Origin of the sequence: Vibrio sp. 1F169, assembly GCF_041439605.1 — a bacterium.
In the GTDB taxonomy this organism is placed as follows: Bacteria; Pseudomonadota; Gammaproteobacteria; order Enterobacterales; family Vibrionaceae; genus Vibrio; species Vibrio tasmaniensis_A.
The window spans coordinates 15,086-34,000 of sequence record NZ_JBGOOI010000035.1 but is presented as its reverse complement, the minus strand read 5'-3'; the positions used below and the strand labels follow the sequence as shown (position 1 = coordinate 34,000).

General features: G+C 46.3%; 14 protein-coding genes. 11 read left to right on the top strand and 3 right to left on the bottom strand.

Annotated features, from left to right (window positions below):
* Positions 1-22 precede the first annotated feature (22 nt).
* The 7 genes from arcC to ACED53_RS14160 all read left to right on the top strand — a co-directional run bounded on the left by arcC (position 23) and on the right by ACED53_RS14160 (position 7,755).
* Positions 23-934, top strand: coding sequence for a carbamate kinase (gene arcC / locus ACED53_RS14190; RefSeq protein ID WP_009844708.1), 912 nt, complete (start codon positions 23-25; stop codon positions 932-934).
* A gap of 178 nt (positions 935-1,112) precedes the next feature.
* Entirely contained in the window at positions 1,113-2,123 is a 1,011-nt protein-coding gene (locus ACED53_RS14185; RefSeq protein WP_017101329.1) for an ornithine carbamoyltransferase, read from the top strand.
* Between the two features lie 523 nt (positions 2,124-2,646).
* The gene (gene pyrB / locus ACED53_RS14180; RefSeq protein WP_004729720.1) at positions 2,647-3,576 is read left to right on the top strand and encodes an aspartate carbamoyltransferase; all 930 of its coding nucleotides are present in this window, start codon (positions 2,647-2,649) and stop codon (positions 3,574-3,576) included.
* 15 nt (positions 3,577-3,591) lie between these two features.
* Positions 3,592-4,056, top strand: a complete 465-nt coding sequence (gene pyrI / locus ACED53_RS14175) for an aspartate carbamoyltransferase regulatory subunit (protein ID WP_009844706.1) — start codon at positions 3,592-3,594, stop codon at positions 4,054-4,056.
* Between the two features lie 327 nt (positions 4,057-4,383).
* Positions 4,384-4,872 carry an arginine repressor gene (locus ACED53_RS14170; RefSeq protein ID WP_009844705.1) on the top strand — a complete coding sequence of 163 codons (489 nt, stop codon included), beginning with the start codon at positions 4,384-4,386 and terminating at the stop codon, positions 4,870-4,872.
* A 175-nt stretch (positions 4,873-5,047) separates the two neighbouring features.
* Positions 5,048-6,913, top strand: coding sequence for a protein-disulfide reductase DsbD (locus ACED53_RS14165; protein ID WP_017101328.1), 1,866 nt, complete (start codon positions 5,048-5,050; stop codon positions 6,911-6,913).
* Between the two features lie 212 nt (positions 6,914-7,125).
* Positions 7,126-7,755 carry a response regulator transcription factor gene (locus ACED53_RS14160; protein ID WP_012604978.1) on the top strand — a complete coding sequence of 210 codons (630 nt, stop codon included), beginning with the start codon at positions 7,126-7,128 and terminating at the stop codon, positions 7,753-7,755.
* Here the strand turns inward: ACED53_RS14160 and ACED53_RS14155 are convergent.
* Positions 7,752-9,503 carry a potassium/proton antiporter gene (locus ACED53_RS14155; RefSeq protein WP_017101049.1) on the bottom strand — a complete coding sequence of 584 codons (1,752 nt, stop codon included), beginning with the start codon at positions 9,501-9,503 and terminating at the stop codon, positions 7,752-7,754. The genes ACED53_RS14160 and ACED53_RS14155 overlap by 4 nt on opposite strands.
* Positions 9,504-9,929: 426 nt before the next feature.
* On the opposite strand from ACED53_RS14155, the gene ACED53_RS14150 reads away from it, so the two are divergent.
* From ACED53_RS14150 to ACED53_RS14135, 4 genes are all read left to right on the top strand, one after another.
* On the top strand, positions 9,930-10,196 hold the full coding sequence (locus ACED53_RS14150; RefSeq protein ID WP_004729726.1) for a DUF4212 domain-containing protein: 267 nt from the start codon (positions 9,930-9,932) through the stop codon (positions 10,194-10,196).
* Between the two features lie 10 nt (positions 10,197-10,206).
* Positions 10,207-11,910, top strand: coding sequence for a sodium:solute symporter family protein (locus ACED53_RS14145; RefSeq protein WP_017101050.1), 1,704 nt, complete (start codon positions 10,207-10,209; stop codon positions 11,908-11,910).
* A 199-nt stretch (positions 11,911-12,109) separates the two neighbouring features.
* A complete protein-coding gene (locus tag ACED53_RS14140) occupies positions 12,110-12,493 on the top strand; it encodes a hypothetical protein (protein WP_017101051.1) in 384 nt (127 codons plus the stop codon).
* A 12-nt stretch (positions 12,494-12,505) separates the two neighbouring features.
* On the top strand, positions 12,506-13,891 hold the full coding sequence (locus tag ACED53_RS14135) for a lyase family protein (RefSeq protein ID WP_017101052.1): 1,386 nt from the start codon (positions 12,506-12,508) through the stop codon (positions 13,889-13,891).
* A gap of 83 nt (positions 13,892-13,974) precedes the next feature.
* On the opposite strand, the gene ACED53_RS14130 is transcribed toward ACED53_RS14135, so the two are convergent.
* Positions 13,975-17,406, bottom strand: a complete 3,432-nt coding sequence (locus ACED53_RS14130; RefSeq protein WP_032499250.1) for a PAS domain-containing hybrid sensor histidine kinase/response regulator — start codon at positions 17,404-17,406, stop codon at positions 13,975-13,977.
* Positions 17,407-17,523: 117 nt separating this feature from the next.
* Entirely contained in the window at positions 17,524-18,720 is a 1,197-nt protein-coding gene (locus ACED53_RS14125) for a 3-phenylpropionate MFS transporter (protein ID WP_017101054.1), read from the bottom strand.
* Positions 18,721-18,915 lie beyond the last annotated feature (195 nt).

Genomic DNA, 18,915 nt, shown 5'->3' with positions numbered 1-18,915 from the left:
GCCAAAATGAGAGAACACAATTATGACTAAGCAAACTGTTGTTGTTGCACTCGGCGGTAATGCCCTACTTCGTCGCGGTGAGCCGTTAGAAGCCGATGTTCAACGCCGTAATATTGAAACGGCTGTTAAAACCATCTCTGAAATCGCGAAAGTGTACAACGTGGTTCTAGTGCACGGTAATGGTCCACAAGTTGGCTTACTTGCTCTGCAAGGTTTGGAGTACAAAAAAGTAAACCCGTATCCATTGGATGTATTGGGCAGTGAGACTCAAGGCATGATCGGCTACATGCTGATGCAAGAGTTCAAAAACTACCTGCCTGACCGCAACATCTCATGCATGTTGACGCAAATGACCGTTGATCCAAACGATCCTGCATTCGCAGATCCAACTAAGCCAATTGGCCCGATCTACGAAGAAGCAGAAGCGCGTGAGTTAGCGGAGAAATTCCACTGGATCGTAAAACCAGACGGTCAACATTTCCGTCGAGTAGTGCCAAGCCCACGCCCTACTGGCATTGTTGAACACGAAGCGATCACTCAACTTATCGATGCAGGTCACCTCGTAATTTGTACTGGCGGTGGTGGCATCCCAGTGAAAAAAGAAAATGGCAAATTAGTCGGCGTTGAAGCGGTTATCGACAAAGACATGTCAGCGGCTTTCTTGGCGAAACAATTGGATGCGGATGCACTACTTATTCTGACCGATGCTGACGCTGTTTATCTTGATTGGGGCAAACCGACTCAACACGCACTGCGCAGTACTACACCAAGTGAATTGGCGAAGTTTACATTTGATGCAGGCTCAATGGGGCCAAAAATTGAAGCATCGTGCGAGTTCATTCAGCAAGGCGGCAAAGTAGTGGGTATCGGCGCACTCGAAGATGGTTTGCAAATCCTGCAAGGCCAAGCGGGCACCAATATCACCAAAGGTTAATGCACTAGCGAGCTTTATCATCTTGAGAGCCTTAAACCTTGAGAGCTTTTAAAGCTTGCGAAAACAGATTAAACGAAACAAACAAAACCGAACAACTTTAACTAAAAATTGAATCGCGCTTTCTTGAATTTTATTTCCCTGTAACAAGGAAGCGCCTAAATCTAAGAAGGAATACATCATGGCTTTTAACCTACGCAATCGTAACTTCCTAAAACTACTAGATTTCACTCCACGCGAAATTCAACACTTGTTAGATCTTTCTATGGAGCTAAAAAAAGCGAAGTACAACGGTTACGAACAGCCAACACTGACTGGCAAAAACATTGCGCTTATCTTTGAAAAAACCTCAACTCGTACTCGCTGTGCATTCGAAGTAGCAGCATTCGACCAAGGTGCTCGAGTTTCTTACTTAGGCCCATCTGGCTCTCAAATTGGCCACAAAGAATCAATGAAAGACACCGCTCGCGTTCTAGGCCGTATGTACGATGGCATCGAATACCGCGGCTTTGGTCAAGAAATCGTTGAAGAGCTAGGCGCTTACGCTGGCGTTCCTGTGTGGAATGGCCTGACTGACGAATTCCACCCAACACAAATCCTAGCTGACTTCCTAACTATGACGGAATACGGCCGTGGCAAGCAATTGCATGAAATCAAGTTTGCTTACCTAGGTGATGCTCGCAACAACATGGGCAACTCTCTGATGGTTGGTGCTGCTAAAATGGGCATGGACATTCGCCTTGTTGCTCCAAAACAATTCTGGCCAGAAGAAGCGCTATTAGCTCAATGTCGTGAAATCGCAGAACACACTGGCGGCAAAATCACGCTAACAGAAGATGTTCAAGAAGGCGTGCAAGGTTGTGACTTCCTATATACCGACGTTTGGGTATCAATGGGCGAAGCGAAAGAAGCATGGGCTGAGCGTATCAACCTAATGATGCCTTACCAAGTCAACATGGACATGATCAAAGCAACAGGCAACCCACATGTGAAATTCATGCACTGCCTACCTGCTTTCCACGGCGAAGATACAACTGTCGGCAAACAGCTTGCTGCTGAATATCCGCAGCTTAAAGATGGCGTAGAAGTGACGGATGAAGTGGTTGAGTCTGAATACTCTATCGTGTTCGATGAAGCAGAAAACCGCATGCACACCATCAAAGCAGTAATGGTTGCGACATTAGGCAGCTAATTACCTAAGAAACTAAGAAACTAAGAAACTAAGAAACTAAACAGTTAAGACGTTAAAAATTAAGAAGCTAGGCACTCACTTGTTCGAAATACGTTGATAAGTTAAGTGCAATGACAGGGAAATGCGGGTGGCGTTCTTGGGATTTTGACCTTGAATAAAACTCGCATTTTTTTTCATGCGGTTGAAGAGATAATTTCCTGGAAAACCCTGTAAGTCTTAGCCCCAACAAAGACTTAAATGGGAGTTCAAAATGGACGTAATCTCGCATAAAAATCCATTAAATGAATACTTTACAGAAAGTATTGCATGGCCTTTTTATCTGAGTATAATCCTCCGCAATTTGTCTTAAGAGAGCAAAAAATGAACCGCAATTTTTTCGCACATGATTGTCAGCCAATACGCCTTAGAACGGCGTTGGTGTCATTTTTATTTTGCTCTATTGATCATTTCGAAGCCTCCTATTTTTAGGGGGCTTTTTTTTGTCCGCAATTTGACTGTATGCATAGAAAAAGGAAGACCCGTTATGGCGCATTCGTTATTTAACAAGCACATCATCTCCATTCCAGAGCTATCTCGTGATGAACTGGAGCTTATCGTCGATACTGCAGCAAGACTCAAAGCAGAACCAAACCCTGAGCTGCTGAAAAATAAAGTCGTTGCGAGCTGCTTCTTTGAGCCTTCAACTCGAACTCGCCTCTCATTTGAAACCGCAGTTCAACGCCTTGGCGGCACAGTCATCGGCTTTGATAATGGCGGCAACACATCGCTGGCGAAAAAAGGCGAAACACTTGCCGATTCCGTTCAAGTGATTTCATCTTACGTGGATGCCTTTGTGATGCGTCACCCACAAGAAGGCGCGGCGCGCTTAGCGTCTGAATTTTCTAACGGTGTGCCAATTGTGAATGGTGGCGACGGTGCAAACCAACACCCAACGCAAACCTTATTGGATCTGTTCTCGATTTACGAAACGCAAGGCACGCTCGATAACCTCAATGTGGCTTTCGTCGGCGACCTAAAATATGGCCGTACCGTACACTCTTTGACGCAAGCACTATCAAAATTCAATAACGTGCGTTTCTTCTTTATCGCGCCAGAAGTGTTAGCGATGCCTGATTACATCTGTGAAGAATTGGAAGAGATGGGCATCCAATACAGCACCCACAGCAGCATTGAAGAAGTAGTGCCTGAACTGGATGTCCTGTACATGACTCGCGTACAGAAAGAGCGCTTCGATGCATCGGAATACGCGCACATGAAGTCGGCTTACATTCTAACGGCCGATACCTTGAAAGATGCACGCCAGAACATGAAGGTGCTTCACCCATTACCACGCGTCGATGAAATCACAACCGACGTAGATAAAACGCCACACGCTTATTACTTTGAACAAGCTGAAAACGGTGTATACGCTCGCGAAGCCCTATTGGCCCTAGTTCTTAACGACACTTTATAAGCAGGAGAAACAGTCATGGTTAAACAAACTCAGCTACAAGTAGAAGCAATCCGTAACGGCAGCGTGATTGACCACATCCCTGCTCATCTTGGTATCAAAATCCTTAAACTGTTTAAGCTACACAAAACAGAACAACGCATCACCATGGGATTGAATCTGCCATCATCTGCGCTTGGTCACAAAGATCTGATAAAGATTGAGAACATCTTTCTGACCAAGGAACAAGCCAACCAATTGGCTCTGTATGCGCCGCAAGCGACGGTAAATCAGATTGAAGAGTACAAGGTGGTTAATAAGCTAACATTAGTACTGCCAGACCAAATCAACAGTGTGTACTCTTGCCCGAATAGCAACTGTATTTCGCACGGTGAACCCGTTGAAAGTAGCTTTAAAGTGCAGCTAAAACACGAAAACGTCCAACTAAAATGTCACTATTGTGAAAAAGTATTCTCTCGCGAGATCATGAGTGAAATCCGCTAGCCCTTAGCGCTCTTACCTTCGTAAAAGAAACCGCTCAAACTGCATGGATATTTATTCCCAACCCGGAATAAATATCCACTTACCCAAAGAATAAAATTCCACAAAAAAAGCAAATAACCAGAATTTTGTTTGGTGATCGCCTTCAAAAAGATAACTATTCTTTAGTGGTAGACTGGATGAATAGAAGATCATACATCACGCATACCCTTCCTATTTATTTCGGGATTCATCGGTAAGCCCTAATTAACAATCGTACTCTACGGCTTTGGGAGTGCGTTCTGCGCTATGGACAAGCGATACCCACACGTTGGCTTTAAGGAGTTGTTCATGAACCAAATCACTGAGCACGGTTGCTTGTATTCAGCTGAAGATAAAACACTGACTGCAGCGTGCAAACGCTTACTACAACAGCAAAGCTTCTCGACCCAGAACCAGCTGCGAGAGAAACTCGTCGACATTGGTTATACAGGCATTAGCCAGTCGACTGTGTCTCGTATTTTGTCACAACTCGGTGTTGTCAAAATCCAGAACGCCTGTGGCAAAAAGGTTTACTGCATCACCGTAGAAAGCGCACCGGTACGTGTCGATGCGTCAATCTCATCACAAATCGAATTAATTACTCACAACCAAGCAATGGTGATCGTAAAAACAAACCCTGGTTGCGCACAGTTGGTCGCAAGATTGGTTGATATCGACCCACATACCGAGATTATCGGTACGGTTGGCGGCAATGACACGGTGTTAATTATTCCGAAAGACACCACGAATATAGATGCTTGCGAACAAGTAGTAAGAGCACGCTTAGGAGTGGCTTAAATGTCTTATTGGCAAAAGCTGACAACTCATGTTGAGCGACTGACACTCTCTCGACTGCCCCAGAAAATAGCTCACCCGCCTTAGGGGATATTTGTTTACCGATGAAACTAATCACAAACTATTACGGTCTGATTGAGTTAAGATACCTTCAACTCCATTTTGATGACTAAATAGTATGCGACGACTTGCCACATTACTTTTTGTTTGTGTTTCCCTGTTCACCCAGCCTGCGTGGGCGCTTTTTGGAAACGACAACGCCGAGCCAAGCTTCGGAGGCAATAACAACGGTTTTGTCCCTGTAGACCAAGCTTTCCCTTTCAATTACTACCAGCAAGACGGCAAGGTCCTTCTCGACTGGCAAGTAAAAGAGGGCTACTACCTCTATCAACATAGCCTCTCGTTCACTGGCCAAAATCTCACTATCGGCAATGTTGAAATGGAAAATGGCCAACCACACCAAGATGAATTCTTCGGTGAGGTGAGCATCTATACTCAGCCATTATTCGTGCAAGTTCCTCTACAGAGTTACCAAGATGGCTCACAGCTTATCGTTAAGTATCAAGGCTGTGCAGATGCTGGTTTCTGTTACCCACCAGAGATCCGAGTAATCGACATTGAACCGTTTACTGCGACGAGTTCTGGGGATATGAAAAGCAGTGATGAGCAAAACAGTGGTGCTTTACAAGGTTCTTCTGATGCAGCTGGTGAAGCTGACAATTCAGTACAAGCCTTTTCTCCTACCGCTGACGCAGCAAGCAATACCACTCAACAAACCAATGCTCCCGTTTCAAAAGAAGCAGGCTTAGCCGATAAGCTCGGTGACAGTTGGTGGACGCCACTATTATTCTTAGCTCTCGGTGTTGGCTTAGCCTTTACGCCGTGTGTTCTGCCTATGTACCCAATCCTAACCGGTATCGTATTAGGCGGCGGCAAGCTCAGCCAAGGTCGTGCGCTGATGCTGTCCTTCATCTACGTGCAAGGCATGGCGCTGACCTACACCTTATTGGGTTTAGTGGTTGCTTCAGCAGGCATGCAGTTCCAAGCTGCGATGCAACACCCTTACGTATTAATCGCGCTGAGTGTTCTGTTCGTGACGTTGGCGATGTCGATGTTCGGCGTTTATAACCTACAACTACCAAGCAGCATCCAAACTTGGCTTAACAACCAAAGTAACAAGCAACAAGGTGGCAATACCTTGGGCGTGTTCGCAATGGGTGCTATCTCTGGTTTGGTGTGTTCACCTTGTACCACAGCGCCACTGTCAGGCGCGTTACTGTATGTGGCTCAAAGTGGCGACCTATTAACCGGAGCGATCGCTCTTTATGCGTTAGCGATGGGTATGGGTATTCCGCTGATTTTGGTTGCGGTGTTTGGTAATAAGCTACTACCAAAAGCAGGTAGCTGGATGGACAAGGTGAAGATCGTATTCGGCTTTATCTTGCTGGCAGCGCCTATCTTCCTGCTAGAGCGAATTATTCCTGAATTGTGGGCAACGGTACTTTGGTCTGGTCTTGGGTTCATCGCCTTTGGTTGGCTTTACCACAGCAAGAATGCACTGCCATTCGGTGGTTGGAAACAGAGCGCTGTAGGTATCATCGCGATGCTTGGCCTGTTCGCATCAGCTCAACCTGCGCTAAATTACTGGTTCGCAGAAAAGAGCGTTGTGGTTGAACAACAAATCCAATTTTCCCGCGTCAACACGGTTGAAGAGTTAGAAATCCAGCTCATCGAAGCCAAGAAACTCGGCAAGCCAGTGATGCTCGATTTCTACGCCGATTGGTGTGTGGCATGTAAAGAGTTTGAGAAGTACACCTTCCACCAAGCCGATGTTGAGAACAAGCTTTCTGATTTCGTCCTGCTTCAGGCTGACGTAACGAGAAACATGCCTCAAGATATTGAACTGCTTAAACAATTACAGGTACTCGGCTTACCAACCATTGAGTTCTGGGATGGCGAGGGTAACCATGTTCCAAATGCTCGTGTGACGGGCTTTATGCCTGCCGATGTATTCTTGAAACATATGCAAAACCACCAGCTATAACGGCAATATTCACCGGAATATCCGCCTAAACGAAAGCCGCACCGCCCCTCCGTAACGAGATGGCAGTGCGGCTTTTTTACTATTCAGAGTAACACTTTCTTATTCTGGGGATAAAAGTCGATATGGTTCAGACTTTTAATGCATAAATATTGTCCACATACTCAATCAGGATGATAATAAATATTAACTAAATTGTTAAAAGTATGAACGTCATGGACTCGACCTATACCATCATCATTGCTGATGACCACCCTCTCTTTCGCAACGCCCTGTTTCAGTCAGTTCATATGGCTATCAGCGGTGCGAACCTGCTTGAGGCTGATTCTCTCGATGCCTTACTGACTCTACTAAAAAAAGAAGATGAACCGGACCTGTTACTTCTCGACCTTAAAATGCCGGGAGCAAACGGGATGTCGGGCTTAATTCAACTGCGTGCTGAATATCCAGATTTACCGATTGTGGTGATCTCAGCCAGCGAGGATGCCAGCGTTGTCACTCAAGTGAAGAGCCACGGTGCGTTTGGCTTCATTCCTAAGTCGAGTGATATGCGTGAATTGGTGAGTGCACTCAATCAAGTGCTGAATGGCGACCCGTTCTTTCCTGAAGGGCTTATTACCAATAATGCAGCCTGTAGCGACCTTGCGGAAAAGCTTTCCACACTGACGCCCCAGCAATACAAGGTGTTAGGGATGCTTTCAGACGGCCTGCTGAACAAGCAAATCGCGTATGAATTGAATGTTTCGGAAGCGACTATCAAAGCACATATGACAGCCATCTTCCGTAAACTGGATGTGAAAAACCGAACTCAGGCGGTTATCTTGCTACAAGAAGTCCACAACTAAACTTCACTGATATCCTCTTCTAAAGTCGTCTTTGGCAAACATAAACCCAACCTGACGACTTTATGATCATCTATCTCTGCGACCACCCAAGTAATGTCATGCCACATAAAGCTATCACCCAATACAGGGTGTGCACCAAGCTCTCGCTCTGCCAATTGTTTTAGCGTCATTTCTCGCTCTTCTTCCGAGCCCAGTTCGATACCATAACAATCACTGACCGCTGCAATCGATAGTTCGACATCCAGGAAGAAATCACCAAAGAATCGAGCGGCCTCTTCAGCTAGAGGAGCCTCACTGAATAGCGCACTTAAGCTATCTAGGTCTTTATCTTGACCAAGCACACAGAGAATATCGTTCGCCTCTAACACGGTGCTACCCGATGGGTGAAGCAAAGCATCTTTTCTAAACAGTGCCGTAATTCGCGTCCCTTCTGGCATAGACAAACGTTTAAGCGGTTCACCAACACACCACTTTTCCTCTTTCAGCTTGTAGACAAACATCTCCCACTCACTGGTCGGATAAATCTCCATGCCGGTACGAGAAATCGGCGTCGGTGTCGGTGGCAAGGTCACCTGAGCCAACCTCGCAACTTTCATCAAGCTACCGCCCTGAACAATCAGCGAAACCATAACCACGAAGAAGGCGATGTTGAAGTAAAGTTGGGCATTAGGCAGACCAGCCATCATCGGGAACACAGCCAAAATGATCGGCACAGCGCCACGTAAACCTACCCAAGAAACAAACCAACGTTCTTTGGTGGTAAAGCTTCTGAACGGCAGTAAACCCAACCAAACAGACAATGGGCGAGCAAACAAGATCATACCGAAAGCCAATGCTAACGCAGGAAGTGCAATGTCCATCAATGTCGATGGCGTCACCAATAAACCCAACACCAAGAACATCACGATCTGACTTAGCCACGTCATGCCATCAAGAACATTAAGGATAGAGTGTCGAGAACGCGTCGGACGATTACCAATGAACAGACCTACGAGGTAAATCGATAAGATGCCACTACCGCCAAGCATGTTAGAGAACGCAAACAGAGCCACGCCCCCACTGAGTACCAGAATGGAGTAAAGGCCATCAGCCAGTTGTACTCGATTGATTAAGCTCCATAGAACCCAGCCGCCGCCAATACCAACAAGAGTACCGATACCAAACTGCATCGCAAAACTTTGCAGTAGGAAGTTCATTCCCATCTCAGCGTCAGGGTTGCCTAACAGCGCAATTAAAGTCACCGTCAGGAAGACCGCCATTGGGTCGTTAGTGCCTGATTCGATCTCTAGAGTTGAACCCACACGCTCATTGAGACTCTGTCCTTTCAGCAAAGAGAATACCGCTGCCGCATCGGTTGAACCAACAATCGCCCCGACCAAGATGCCCTGCATTAATGACAAGTCAAACAGCCAAGCCGCCATTAATCCGGTTAAGGTTGCTGTACATGCGACACCTATCGTCGCCAGCGAGAGCGAAGGCCAGAAAGCGACCTTGAAGCTCGCCACCTTGGTTCGCATACCGCCATCCAACAGAATCACGGCAAGCGCAAGGTTACTCACCAAGTAGGTCAGTGAGTAATCATCGAAATGAATATTACCGGGTCCATCTTCACCCGCTAACATACCAACGAACAAAAAGATCAAAAGAATCGGAACGCCCAATCGAGAGGACACTTGTGAGAAAAGTACGCTGATGGCGATGAGTACGGCACCAGTCAAGAATAAGTGGTTAATGGTTATTGCGTCCAATTCGTTCCCCCAAAGAATAAAATCCGAGCTTTAAGCCTGTTGATCTTTTGCCGTTTAGCAAGGCACGGTCGGTGAAAGTGCCGTAGTTACTATAACAAACTTATGTTTCGCTTCGTGTCATAAGCAGGGCTAAATACAGTTTCTCGGTCATTTAGTTGTTAAATTTTATGACTCGCACTCTAATTCATCCCTCTTTGTTAGACCTTTGGCTAATTTAACAATACTGTAACATCACATTTTTCTATGGTTATGTCTCCTAGCTCCCATATTTCAGTACATTAGCGCTAATACCATCCCGACTAAAGTTGCACAGATCCCTTGACTTATCCTTGCTACATTCTAAATCGTAACATTACGTTAACACGCTATTTTACAAAACGGTTTCACAAAAACGGTTTCTACGAAAACGGAATAAAGGAGAAGGCAATGGCGTTCGAATCTACGGAACATGCTCAAGCCTACTGGAAGGAAAACTTGGGAATAATGGGAACACTACTCGCAATATGGTTTGTGGTGTCTTACGGCGCTGGCATCTTATTTGTGGATGTCCTAAATACCATTCAATTTGGCGGATTTAAGCTAGGTTTTTGGTTCGCTCAACAAGGTTCAATTTATACCTTCGTGGCGTTGATATTTATTTACGTTGTTCGCATGAATAAGCTGGACAAAAAATACAACGTACAGGAAGACTAGAGGCTAGAACATGGATATTCAAACTTGGACGTTTATTCTCGTCGGTATTACTTTCGCAGTCTATATCGGCATCGCAATCTGGGCTCGCGCTGGAACAACTAGTGAATTCTACGTTGCTGGCGGCGGTGTACACCCAGTAGCAAACGGCATGGCAACAGCCGCTGACTGGATGTCGGCAGCATCATTCATCTCAATGGCAGGTATCATCTCATTCGTTGGTTACGACGGTGCGGTTTACCTAATGGGTTGGACAGGTGGTTATGTACTGCTTGCGCTATGTTTAGCACCTTACCTACGTAAGTTCGGTCAGTTTACGGTTCCTGATTTCATCGGTGAACGTTACTACTCGAAAACAGCACGTATGGTAGCGGTATTCTGTGCAATCTTCGTATCGTTCACGTACGTTGCAGGCCAAATGCGTGGTGTTGGCGTTGTATTCTCTCGTTTCCTAGAAGTTGATATTAACCTAGGCATCATCATTGGTATGGGTATTGTGTTCTTCTACGCAGTGCTTGGTGGTATGAAAGGCATCACTTATACGCAGGTAGCTCAATTCTGTGTCCTCATTTTCGCCTTCCTTGTTCCAGCAATCTTTACCTCAATCATGATGACAGGTAACCCACTTCCACAAGTTGGTATGGGCTCTACGCTATCAGGTACAGATGTATACCTACTTGATAAACTGGATGGACTAACCGAAGAGCTCGGATTTACCGCCTATACCGAAGGTAACAAGAGCATGGTAGATGTATTCTTCATCTGTGCAGCTCTAATGGTAGGTACTGCCGGTCTTCCACACGTAATCATTCGTTTCTTCACGGTACCAAAAGTACGTGATGCTCGTATCTCAGCGGGTTGGGCACTACTGTTCATCTCATTGCTATACACAACAGCACCAGGCGTTGCAGCCTTCGCTCGTGTAAACATGATCGAAACGATTAACGGCCCAGACATGCAAGGTGTCGCAGCAGCAGAAGCACCAAGCTGGTACAAAAACTGGGAAAGCACTGGCCTAGTTGGTTGGGAAGATAAGAACGGCGATGGCAAAATGTTCTACTCGGGCGATGAGCGCAACGAGATGAAGATTAACCGTGACATCATCGTACTGGCTTCTCCAGAGCTAGCAAAACTACCAAACTGGGTTGTAGCACTACTTGCAGCCGGTGGCCTAGCAGCCGCACTATCAACAGCCGCGGGTCTACTATTGGTAATCTCAACGTCGATTTCACATGACTTGTTGAAGAAAGGCTTCAGACCAAACATGACCGACAAGCAGGAGCTGTTAGCCGCTCGTTTAGCTGCCATGATCGCGATTGTAGGTGCAGGTTACTTGGGTATTAACCCACCAGGCTTTGTAGCACAGGTAGTAGCGTTTGCCTTCGGCTTAGCCGCAGCATCCTTCTTCCCAGCCATCATCCTAGGTATCTTCTACAAGAAGATGAATAAGGAAGGCGCAATTGCAGGTATGTTGTCAGGTATTGCCTTCACAGCAAGCTACATCATCTACTTCAAGTTCATTAACCCAGCAGCAAGCACACCGGAAAACTGGTGGTTTGGTATCAGCCCAGAAGGCATCGGTACGCTAGGTATGTGTCTAAACTTCGTAGTATCAATTGCAGTGAACAAAGTGACCACTGAAGTTCCTGAAGATGTACAAGAGATGGTTGAGAACATTCGTTACCCGAAAGGTGCTGGTGAAGCTCACGACCACTAAGCACTACCACGAAACAAAGATGTTTAGCAAAAATGAATCAGTACTTACATTGTAGGGATTAGGTACTGACTCCAGAAAGCCGATACTTCATGTATCGGCTTTTTCTTTTCCTACTCACTTTATAAAAAGAGAAACAAAGGGTTGTTTTTAAAATCTCATTTGATAATGATTATCATTAACACTCATTGGTGAGATGCAGATGATGAAAGAGCAGCAGGTTCTTTATTCGAGGTTTTACAAAGCACAGGATCGCTTTGCTTCATTAGAACAAGTTCAAGGCCATGAGCCGTTTGTGATTCGAGAGTATATCGAGTGCGCACTCACGCTTTCGGCTTATTATGAAAAGCATGCCGCCCAAGAAAACATCTTGTTGTGCGAGCTGTATCTGCGCCAAGTTTTCTTCCATTTAATTGAAGCGATTGAGTCTCCAGAGCGCAGTTTCACCTTTCGTCATATCTGCCTAGACTCTATTCACTCACCACTATTTTATTTGAAACGCCACTACTGCCAGCAACCACAAGGCCAAGCGCGTTTTTTGAATCTCAGCCAAACACTACAACAAGTCCAAGCCCCACTTGGCTAACAAGGATAGAACATGACCCTACAATTTCGGATAGAAAAAGACAGCATGGGCGAAGTGAAAGTTCCTGCCGATGCGCTATACCAAGCACAAACTCAACGTGCCGCGGATAACTTCGCGTTTAGTTCACACAAGATGCCAACCAGCTTCATTCAAGCACTGGCGTTAATTAAGCTGGCCGCCGCCGATACTAATGCTCAGCTAGGTTTACTGGAAGGTGATATTGCCAACGCGATAGCCGAAGCCAGCCAAGAGATCATCGATGGTAAACACCTCGAGCAATTCCCTATTGATGTCTATCAGACGGGCTCTGGCACCAGCTCTAACATGAATGCTAACGAAGTGATTGCGACACTCGCTTCAAGAAGCCTGCAAAGAGACGTGAACCCGAATGATCACGTAAACATGGGGCAAAGCAGTAACGATGTCGTGCCAACAGCAATTCAAGTCAGTGTCGCTTTGATGGCAGAAAATAAGCTACTACCTGCACTTACCCACCTTTCTGCGGCGCTTACCGTAAAACAGCATGAACTTGCTGAGGTAGTCAAAACTGGCCGTACCCATCTAATGGATGCAATGCCGATTACCTTTGCTCAAGAGCTTGGTGGTTGGAAATTTCAGATTGAACATGCCAAGCAAGCGATAGAAAGCAGCTTGCCAGCAGTCAAGGCGCTTGCTCAAGGTGGCACAGCGGTTGGTACGGGGATCAATGCCGACCCACGCTTTGCCGATAAGTTTGCAAGTAACCTGTCTCAATCGACAAAGATCAGTTTTACCTCGAGTGAAAACTTCTTTTTTAACCTCAGCAGCCAAGACGCGATCGTTGCGCTGTCAGGCCAGCTCAAAACTGCAGCAGTTTCGATCATGAAGATCTCAAACGATCTTCGCTGGATGAATTCAGGGCCGTTGGCTGGCTTAGGGGAAATTGAGTTGCAGGCTCTACAACCGGGCTCGTCTATCATGCCTGGCAAGGTAAACCCTGTAATTCCAGAAGCTGCAGCCATGGCGGCGGCTCAAGTAATAGGTAATGACACCACCATTACGATTGCAGGCCAATCGGGTAACTTCCAATTGAATGTGATGCTGCCCGTTATTGCTCATAACGTATTAGAAAGCATTGAGTTGTTAGCAAACAGTTCAGTCGCACTGGCTGATAAAGCAATTTCTACCTTCATGGTACGCCAAGACAACCTCGATTTGGCACTGTCAAAGAATCCAATTCTGGTGACCGCACTTAACCCTGTGATTGGCTACTTGAAGGCGGCTGATATTGCCAAGAAAGCCTATAAAGAAGGCCTACCAATTCTGGATGTCGCAGAAAGAGAAACCGATCTTAGCCGAGAAGAGCTCAGCAAACTGCTTGACCCAACTACACTCACTCAAGGCGGTATTGCGGGTTAAAGTAAATCGGTCATCCATAACCGAGCGAACAGATCGAAAAAGGCCTCAGCTGAGGCCTTTTTAATATCTAAGAGTTAATTAAACTAACTCACCCGATTTAAGACCGCTCTGAGTTTTAGCGGCTTGACGGGTTTAGCGATAAAGCTGAAGCTATTGGCTTTTATCGCTGCCAGCATGTCATCGGTTCTATCAGCACTGATGATGACCCCTTCAAAAGAGTCCCCAAGGCGCAAACGACACTGCTGCAATACTTCGAGCCCCGTTCTGCCATTATCTAAACGGTAATCAGAGAAAATCACATCCGGCTGCCAATCATCATCGAGACACTTCAAACTTTCGACTAAGTCGACGGCGGTCTTAACTTCACAGCCCCATCGCCCTATCAAGTTCTCCATACCGACCAAAATTTCTCGCTCATTATCGACACACAGTATTTTCAAGTGCTCGATATCACTGGTCGCCATTGGCGTAGAAGCTTGCACAACCGGAGCCACTTGCTCTGCTCTCGCTAAGGTGATGGAAAAGACGCTGCCTTCTCCCGGCCATGAACGCATCGAGATTTGATGACCAAGCACATGAGCAATCCCTTTCGAAATCGCCAACCCTAATCCCAACCCCTGATCGGCACGAACTTGACTACCTCGCGTAAACTCTTCGAATATCTCTTGTTGCTTGTCTTCATCGATACCGGTTCCGTTATCCCACACATCAATGCGTACTTGACCATTGACTCGTCTCGCACCGAGTACCACTTTTCCTTCAGGGTTATAGCGAAACGCATTCGTTAAAAAGTTCTGAATCACTCGTCTTAATAACTTAGGGTCAGAGTGAATAAACAGTGACGATGGGATCATCTGAAATTGGATCTTCTGCTGCGTTGCTAAAGCACTAAATTCGGCATTCAAATTGGTCAGCACATCATGCACGGCAATCGCGTGAATGTTGGTTTCTAATTTTCCTGACTCCAATCGCGAGATATCAAGCAGGTCGCCAATCAGATCTTCAGCCGCACCCAACGCACTTTCGATATGAGAAGAAAGCTGCTTCTCCTCTTGCTCTTTTGCCACCTCAGATAGCGAAGAAGCAAACAAGCGAGCTGCATTTAATGGCTGCATCAAATCGTGACTAACAGCCGCAAGAAAACGACTCTTAGATTGTGATTCTTGGTCAGAGATTTGCGTCGCCTTTACCAAGCGATGGTTAAGCTTCTCGAGCTCTTGAGTTCGTTCATGGACTCTCGATTCCAAGCTTTCATTAGCATCTTTTAGCGCTTGCTCTGCTTGTCTGAAAACCGTGATGTCGGTAAAGCTCATGACGAAGCCACCACTAGGCATTGGGTTACCTTGCACCTCAATCACTCGACCATCCGGACGAATACGAGATGAGGTGTGTCGCGTGCCTTGCTCAAGGTGATAAACACGGCGTCGAACGTGATCTTCTGGGTCGCCTGGGCCACATAAACCTTGCTCTGCATTGTGACGAATTACATCTGAAATGGGTCGACCCACCTGAATTAAGCCAGCAGGGAACTCAAACAGTTCTAAGTAACGTTGATTCCACGCCACCAGCCTCATTTGTTTGTCAATTACTGCAATGCCTTGACCAATATGTTCAATCGCACCTTGCAGTAAACCACGACTGAAATCGTACAATTCAGAGGCTTCATCAACGATGGTCGCAACTTCCTCAAGCTGCATATTTCTGCCCTGCAAGGCCGAAGTAAGTACTAACTTAGCTGAAGATGCACCGAATACACCAGCGAGCACACGTTCTGCATGTCGAATCAGGCTTGCGGGCGCTTGTTGGTTAGGAAGTAGCGGCTGCCCGTGCTGTTGCCAATAACTCTGTAAGGCACTTTTCGCACGCTTACGCCCCACAAAACGAGACGCCAGCATCTCTAATTCAGCGACAGTCACACGGCTTTGATAGAGGCTGATATTCTCATTTTCTGGTAATGGGGTACCAATAAAAGCAGCCGATTGTAAGCGCTCACTTAGGCTTGGGCGAGTTGTCATCGAAACCACGGCATAGCACAAGGTATTGAGCACAATACTCAGCACAATGCCCCAGTTCGAGCTGCTGATATCCCAACTGCTGAGCAACTCTGGTGGCGTAATAATCCACAGTAAAAGGTTACTTTCACTATCGCCCGCCAGCATGCTGGTTTGGCTCATCAGGGTGATCAGCCAAATCAACGAGCCCACCATTAAGCCGACATAAACCCCCTTCCGGTTGCCCGGACGCCAGTACAAACCACCAATAAGTGCTGGCGCGAATTGAGCAATCGCCGCAAAGGAAAGAAAGCCAATCGCCGACAGTGAGTGAATGGTATCGAGCGCTTGATAGAACAGCCAAGCACCAAGTAACAGCAGTAAAATCAACCCACGCCGAATCACCAGCAACATGCCAGAAAAATGTCGATGGGTTCTTTGAGTTAGGCGCATACGGCGCAGCAGCAATGGCATCACTAAATCATTCGATACCATGATCGCTAATGCGATGGTCGAGACAATCACCATGCCACTCGCCGCCGAAGTACCTCCGAGGAAAGCTAACAAAGCAATGTGATTCGCACCTTCTGCCATTGGTACACTGATCACGTAAGTATCAGCCGGCATGTCGGTGAGCAGCCCTTGTCCTGCCCAAGCAATTGGCAGCACAAACAGGCCCATCAAAATCAGATAAAGTGGAAACAACCAGCGAGCGGTATGCAAGTCTTGAGGACGTTCGTTCTCAACCACCATGGTGTGGAATTGGCGCGGCAGACAGACAATCGCCAACATGGTCAAAACGGTATGAATAATTAAGGTCGGAATATTAGGCGATTCGTAGGTGGAAGCCGCCACATCAAACAAGTCAATTTTGTCACTGCTCAACGCCAGGTAGATAATAAACAGGCCAACAATCAGGAATGCCGCTAGCTTAACAATTGACTCAAACGCCACCGCCATCATCATGCCACGGTGATGCTCTGTGTTATCGATATGCCGAGTACCAAACAGCATGGTAAAAATGGCCAAAGCACCGACCACAAACCAAGACACGTGATAATCCTGATAGCCGAAATCAGACGCTAGGTTTGGCGCAACAATATCTAGCCCCATGGTGATACCACGCAGTTGCAGCGCGATATAAGGAAGAATACCGACCACGGCAATCACGGTGACGGCAACAGCCAAGCCCTGAGATTTTCCATAACGAGCCGCGATAAAATCGGCAATTGAAGTGATGTGTTCACGCTTTGCAATCAAGATCAACCGCGCCAAGATCCGCCACCCGAGTGTAAAGACCAGAATGGGGGCGAGATAGATGGGTAAAAAGGACCATGGGTTATTGCTCGCCTGTCCGACCGTTCCATAGAAAGTCCAAGAGGTACAATACACTGCAATCGAAAGACTATAGATCCATGGGCGCCAACGCGATAGCCAACGAACCTGCCTGTCTCCATACCAAGCGATCAGAAATAACACGCCCAAATAGGCTAAAGAGACTGGAATTACTATCCATCCTTGCATTAAAAACCCTTTTTCATCCATAAAAAAACCTCTCCATAAGGGAGAGGTTTCATTTAACTAAGGATGGGTCATTAACTCAATCGAATCGCTTAAATTCTGTGCTTCAGACTCTAATTATCAGCATTTGCTGTTAGATTCTAATTGTTCCGAACCTGATTGATTAATCTCAACCACTGAACTTCTCTCGTCCAACTTAATGAACAGAGCAAGAGCCCCCATCGCGGCCATACCCCAGAAGATGTTTGCCCCCCAAAGCTCATAGCCCCAACCACTTAAGGTCGTCATTAGTGCGATAACAGCCCCCAATGGAATCGCGTTATACAGAGCTTGCAGCGCGACCATTTTATTCTGTTCTTCTGATTGAATGTATTGAATGGCTGCGATGTGTGCCATAGCAAACGTTACACCATGCAGCATTTGCACCATAACTAAGGCGAAAATCGCCGTTGTTGATGCCGTAATACCCCAGCGAGCCATCACACCGATTGCAGCTACCACGAACAGAGTACGCATTGACCAGCCAGAGAATAAGCGCTTACTGAGAGCAAACACAGCCACCTCAGCAACAACACCTAGGCTCCATAAATAACCAATAATCGCTTCTGAGTGACCTGCTTCTTTCCAGTAAATCGCACTAAAACTGTAGTAAGCCGCATGGCTACCTTGCAGCAACGCCATCAAGGCCAAAAATTTAACCACAGACGACTCACGCAGTAACTCACCTAATTTTGGTCGCACTGCTTGTTTCTCAGATTGCGTTACTGGCATCACGTTAGGGTTTCTCATCGCTAACATTAACGACAACAGCACACCAGCAAGCGCTGTATACAAAATCATATCAGTGCCGAACTGTGCGACTAAATAACCCACCACGGTTGAACCTGCAATAAAAGCAATCGAACCCCATAAACGAGTGCGTCCATAGTCAAGCATCTTAAGACGACTGTAATGGTTAGCCATTGCGTCAGAAAGAGGGATAACCGGCCCACAACAGAGGTTAAACAGTACTGTTGCCAACAGCATCAATAGAAAACTGCCTCCAGTGAAGAAGTGGAAGCCAACAAATAACAATGAGGCGAAGCTCAACCAGCGCAGAGCGGGCAAAAGATTCTCTACGTTATGGATGCGCGGCGTAATCACAAGGTTAGCAACACAGCGAGTCGCAAAACCAATACCAATCAATACACCGATGTCTCCTGCAGAAACGCCTTGGTCTTCAAACCACAACGCCCAAAATGGCAAGTACACACCATACGCAAAAAAGAAACCAAGAAAATACTGAGATATCCATCCGTAAGGAGAGGGGCTAAACATAAATAACCTATAAAGTGTGCGGAAAAAGGCGGCTCCAATTATGCCTATCTAGAGTAGGATGAAAAAGGGAATTATTACTGGGATAGCATTCCTATATTTAATTAGCCTAGATATCACTTATCACTTATCACTTATCACCAAGCTATATCACGTTCATCGATATCTAGTCTGCATTTAGACTAAAGTCGTCTGGAG

Excerpts from the sequence above, each read along its gene's own strand:
- arcC (WP_009844708.1), top strand. The coding sequence starts at position 23 with ATGACTAAGCAAACTGTTGTTGTTGCACTCGGCGGTAATGCCCTACTT.
- ACED53_RS14185 (WP_017101329.1), top strand. The coding sequence starts at position 1,113 with ATGGCTTTTAACCTACGCAATCGTAACTTCCTAAAACTACTAGATTTC.
- pyrB (WP_004729720.1), top strand. The coding sequence starts at position 2,647 with ATGGCGCATTCGTTATTTAACAAGCACATCATCTCCATTCCAGAGCTA.
- pyrI (WP_009844706.1), top strand. The coding sequence starts at position 3,592 with ATGGTTAAACAAACTCAGCTACAAGTAGAAGCAATCCGTAACGGCAGC.
- ACED53_RS14170 (WP_009844705.1), top strand. The coding sequence starts at position 4,384 with ATGAACCAAATCACTGAGCACGGTTGCTTGTATTCAGCTGAAGATAAA.
- ACED53_RS14165 (WP_017101328.1), top strand. The coding sequence starts at position 5,048 with ATGCGACGACTTGCCACATTACTTTTTGTTTGTGTTTCCCTGTTCACC.
- ACED53_RS14160 (WP_012604978.1), top strand. The coding sequence starts at position 7,126 with ATGGACTCGACCTATACCATCATCATTGCTGATGACCACCCTCTCTTT.
- ACED53_RS14150 (WP_004729726.1), top strand. The coding sequence starts at position 9,930 with ATGGCGTTCGAATCTACGGAACATGCTCAAGCCTACTGGAAGGAAAAC.
- ACED53_RS14145 (WP_017101050.1), top strand. The coding sequence starts at position 10,207 with ATGGATATTCAAACTTGGACGTTTATTCTCGTCGGTATTACTTTCGCA.
- ACED53_RS14140 (WP_017101051.1), top strand. The coding sequence starts at position 12,110 with ATGATGAAAGAGCAGCAGGTTCTTTATTCGAGGTTTTACAAAGCACAG.
- ACED53_RS14135 (WP_017101052.1), top strand. The coding sequence starts at position 12,506 with ATGACCCTACAATTTCGGATAGAAAAAGACAGCATGGGCGAAGTGAAA.
- ACED53_RS14130 (WP_032499250.1), bottom strand. The coding sequence starts at position 17,406 with ATGCAAGGATGGATAGTAATTCCAGTCTCTTTAGCCTATTTGGGCGTG.
- ACED53_RS14125 (WP_017101054.1), bottom strand. The coding sequence starts at position 18,720 with ATGTTTAGCCCCTCTCCTTACGGATGGATATCTCAGTATTTTCTTGGT.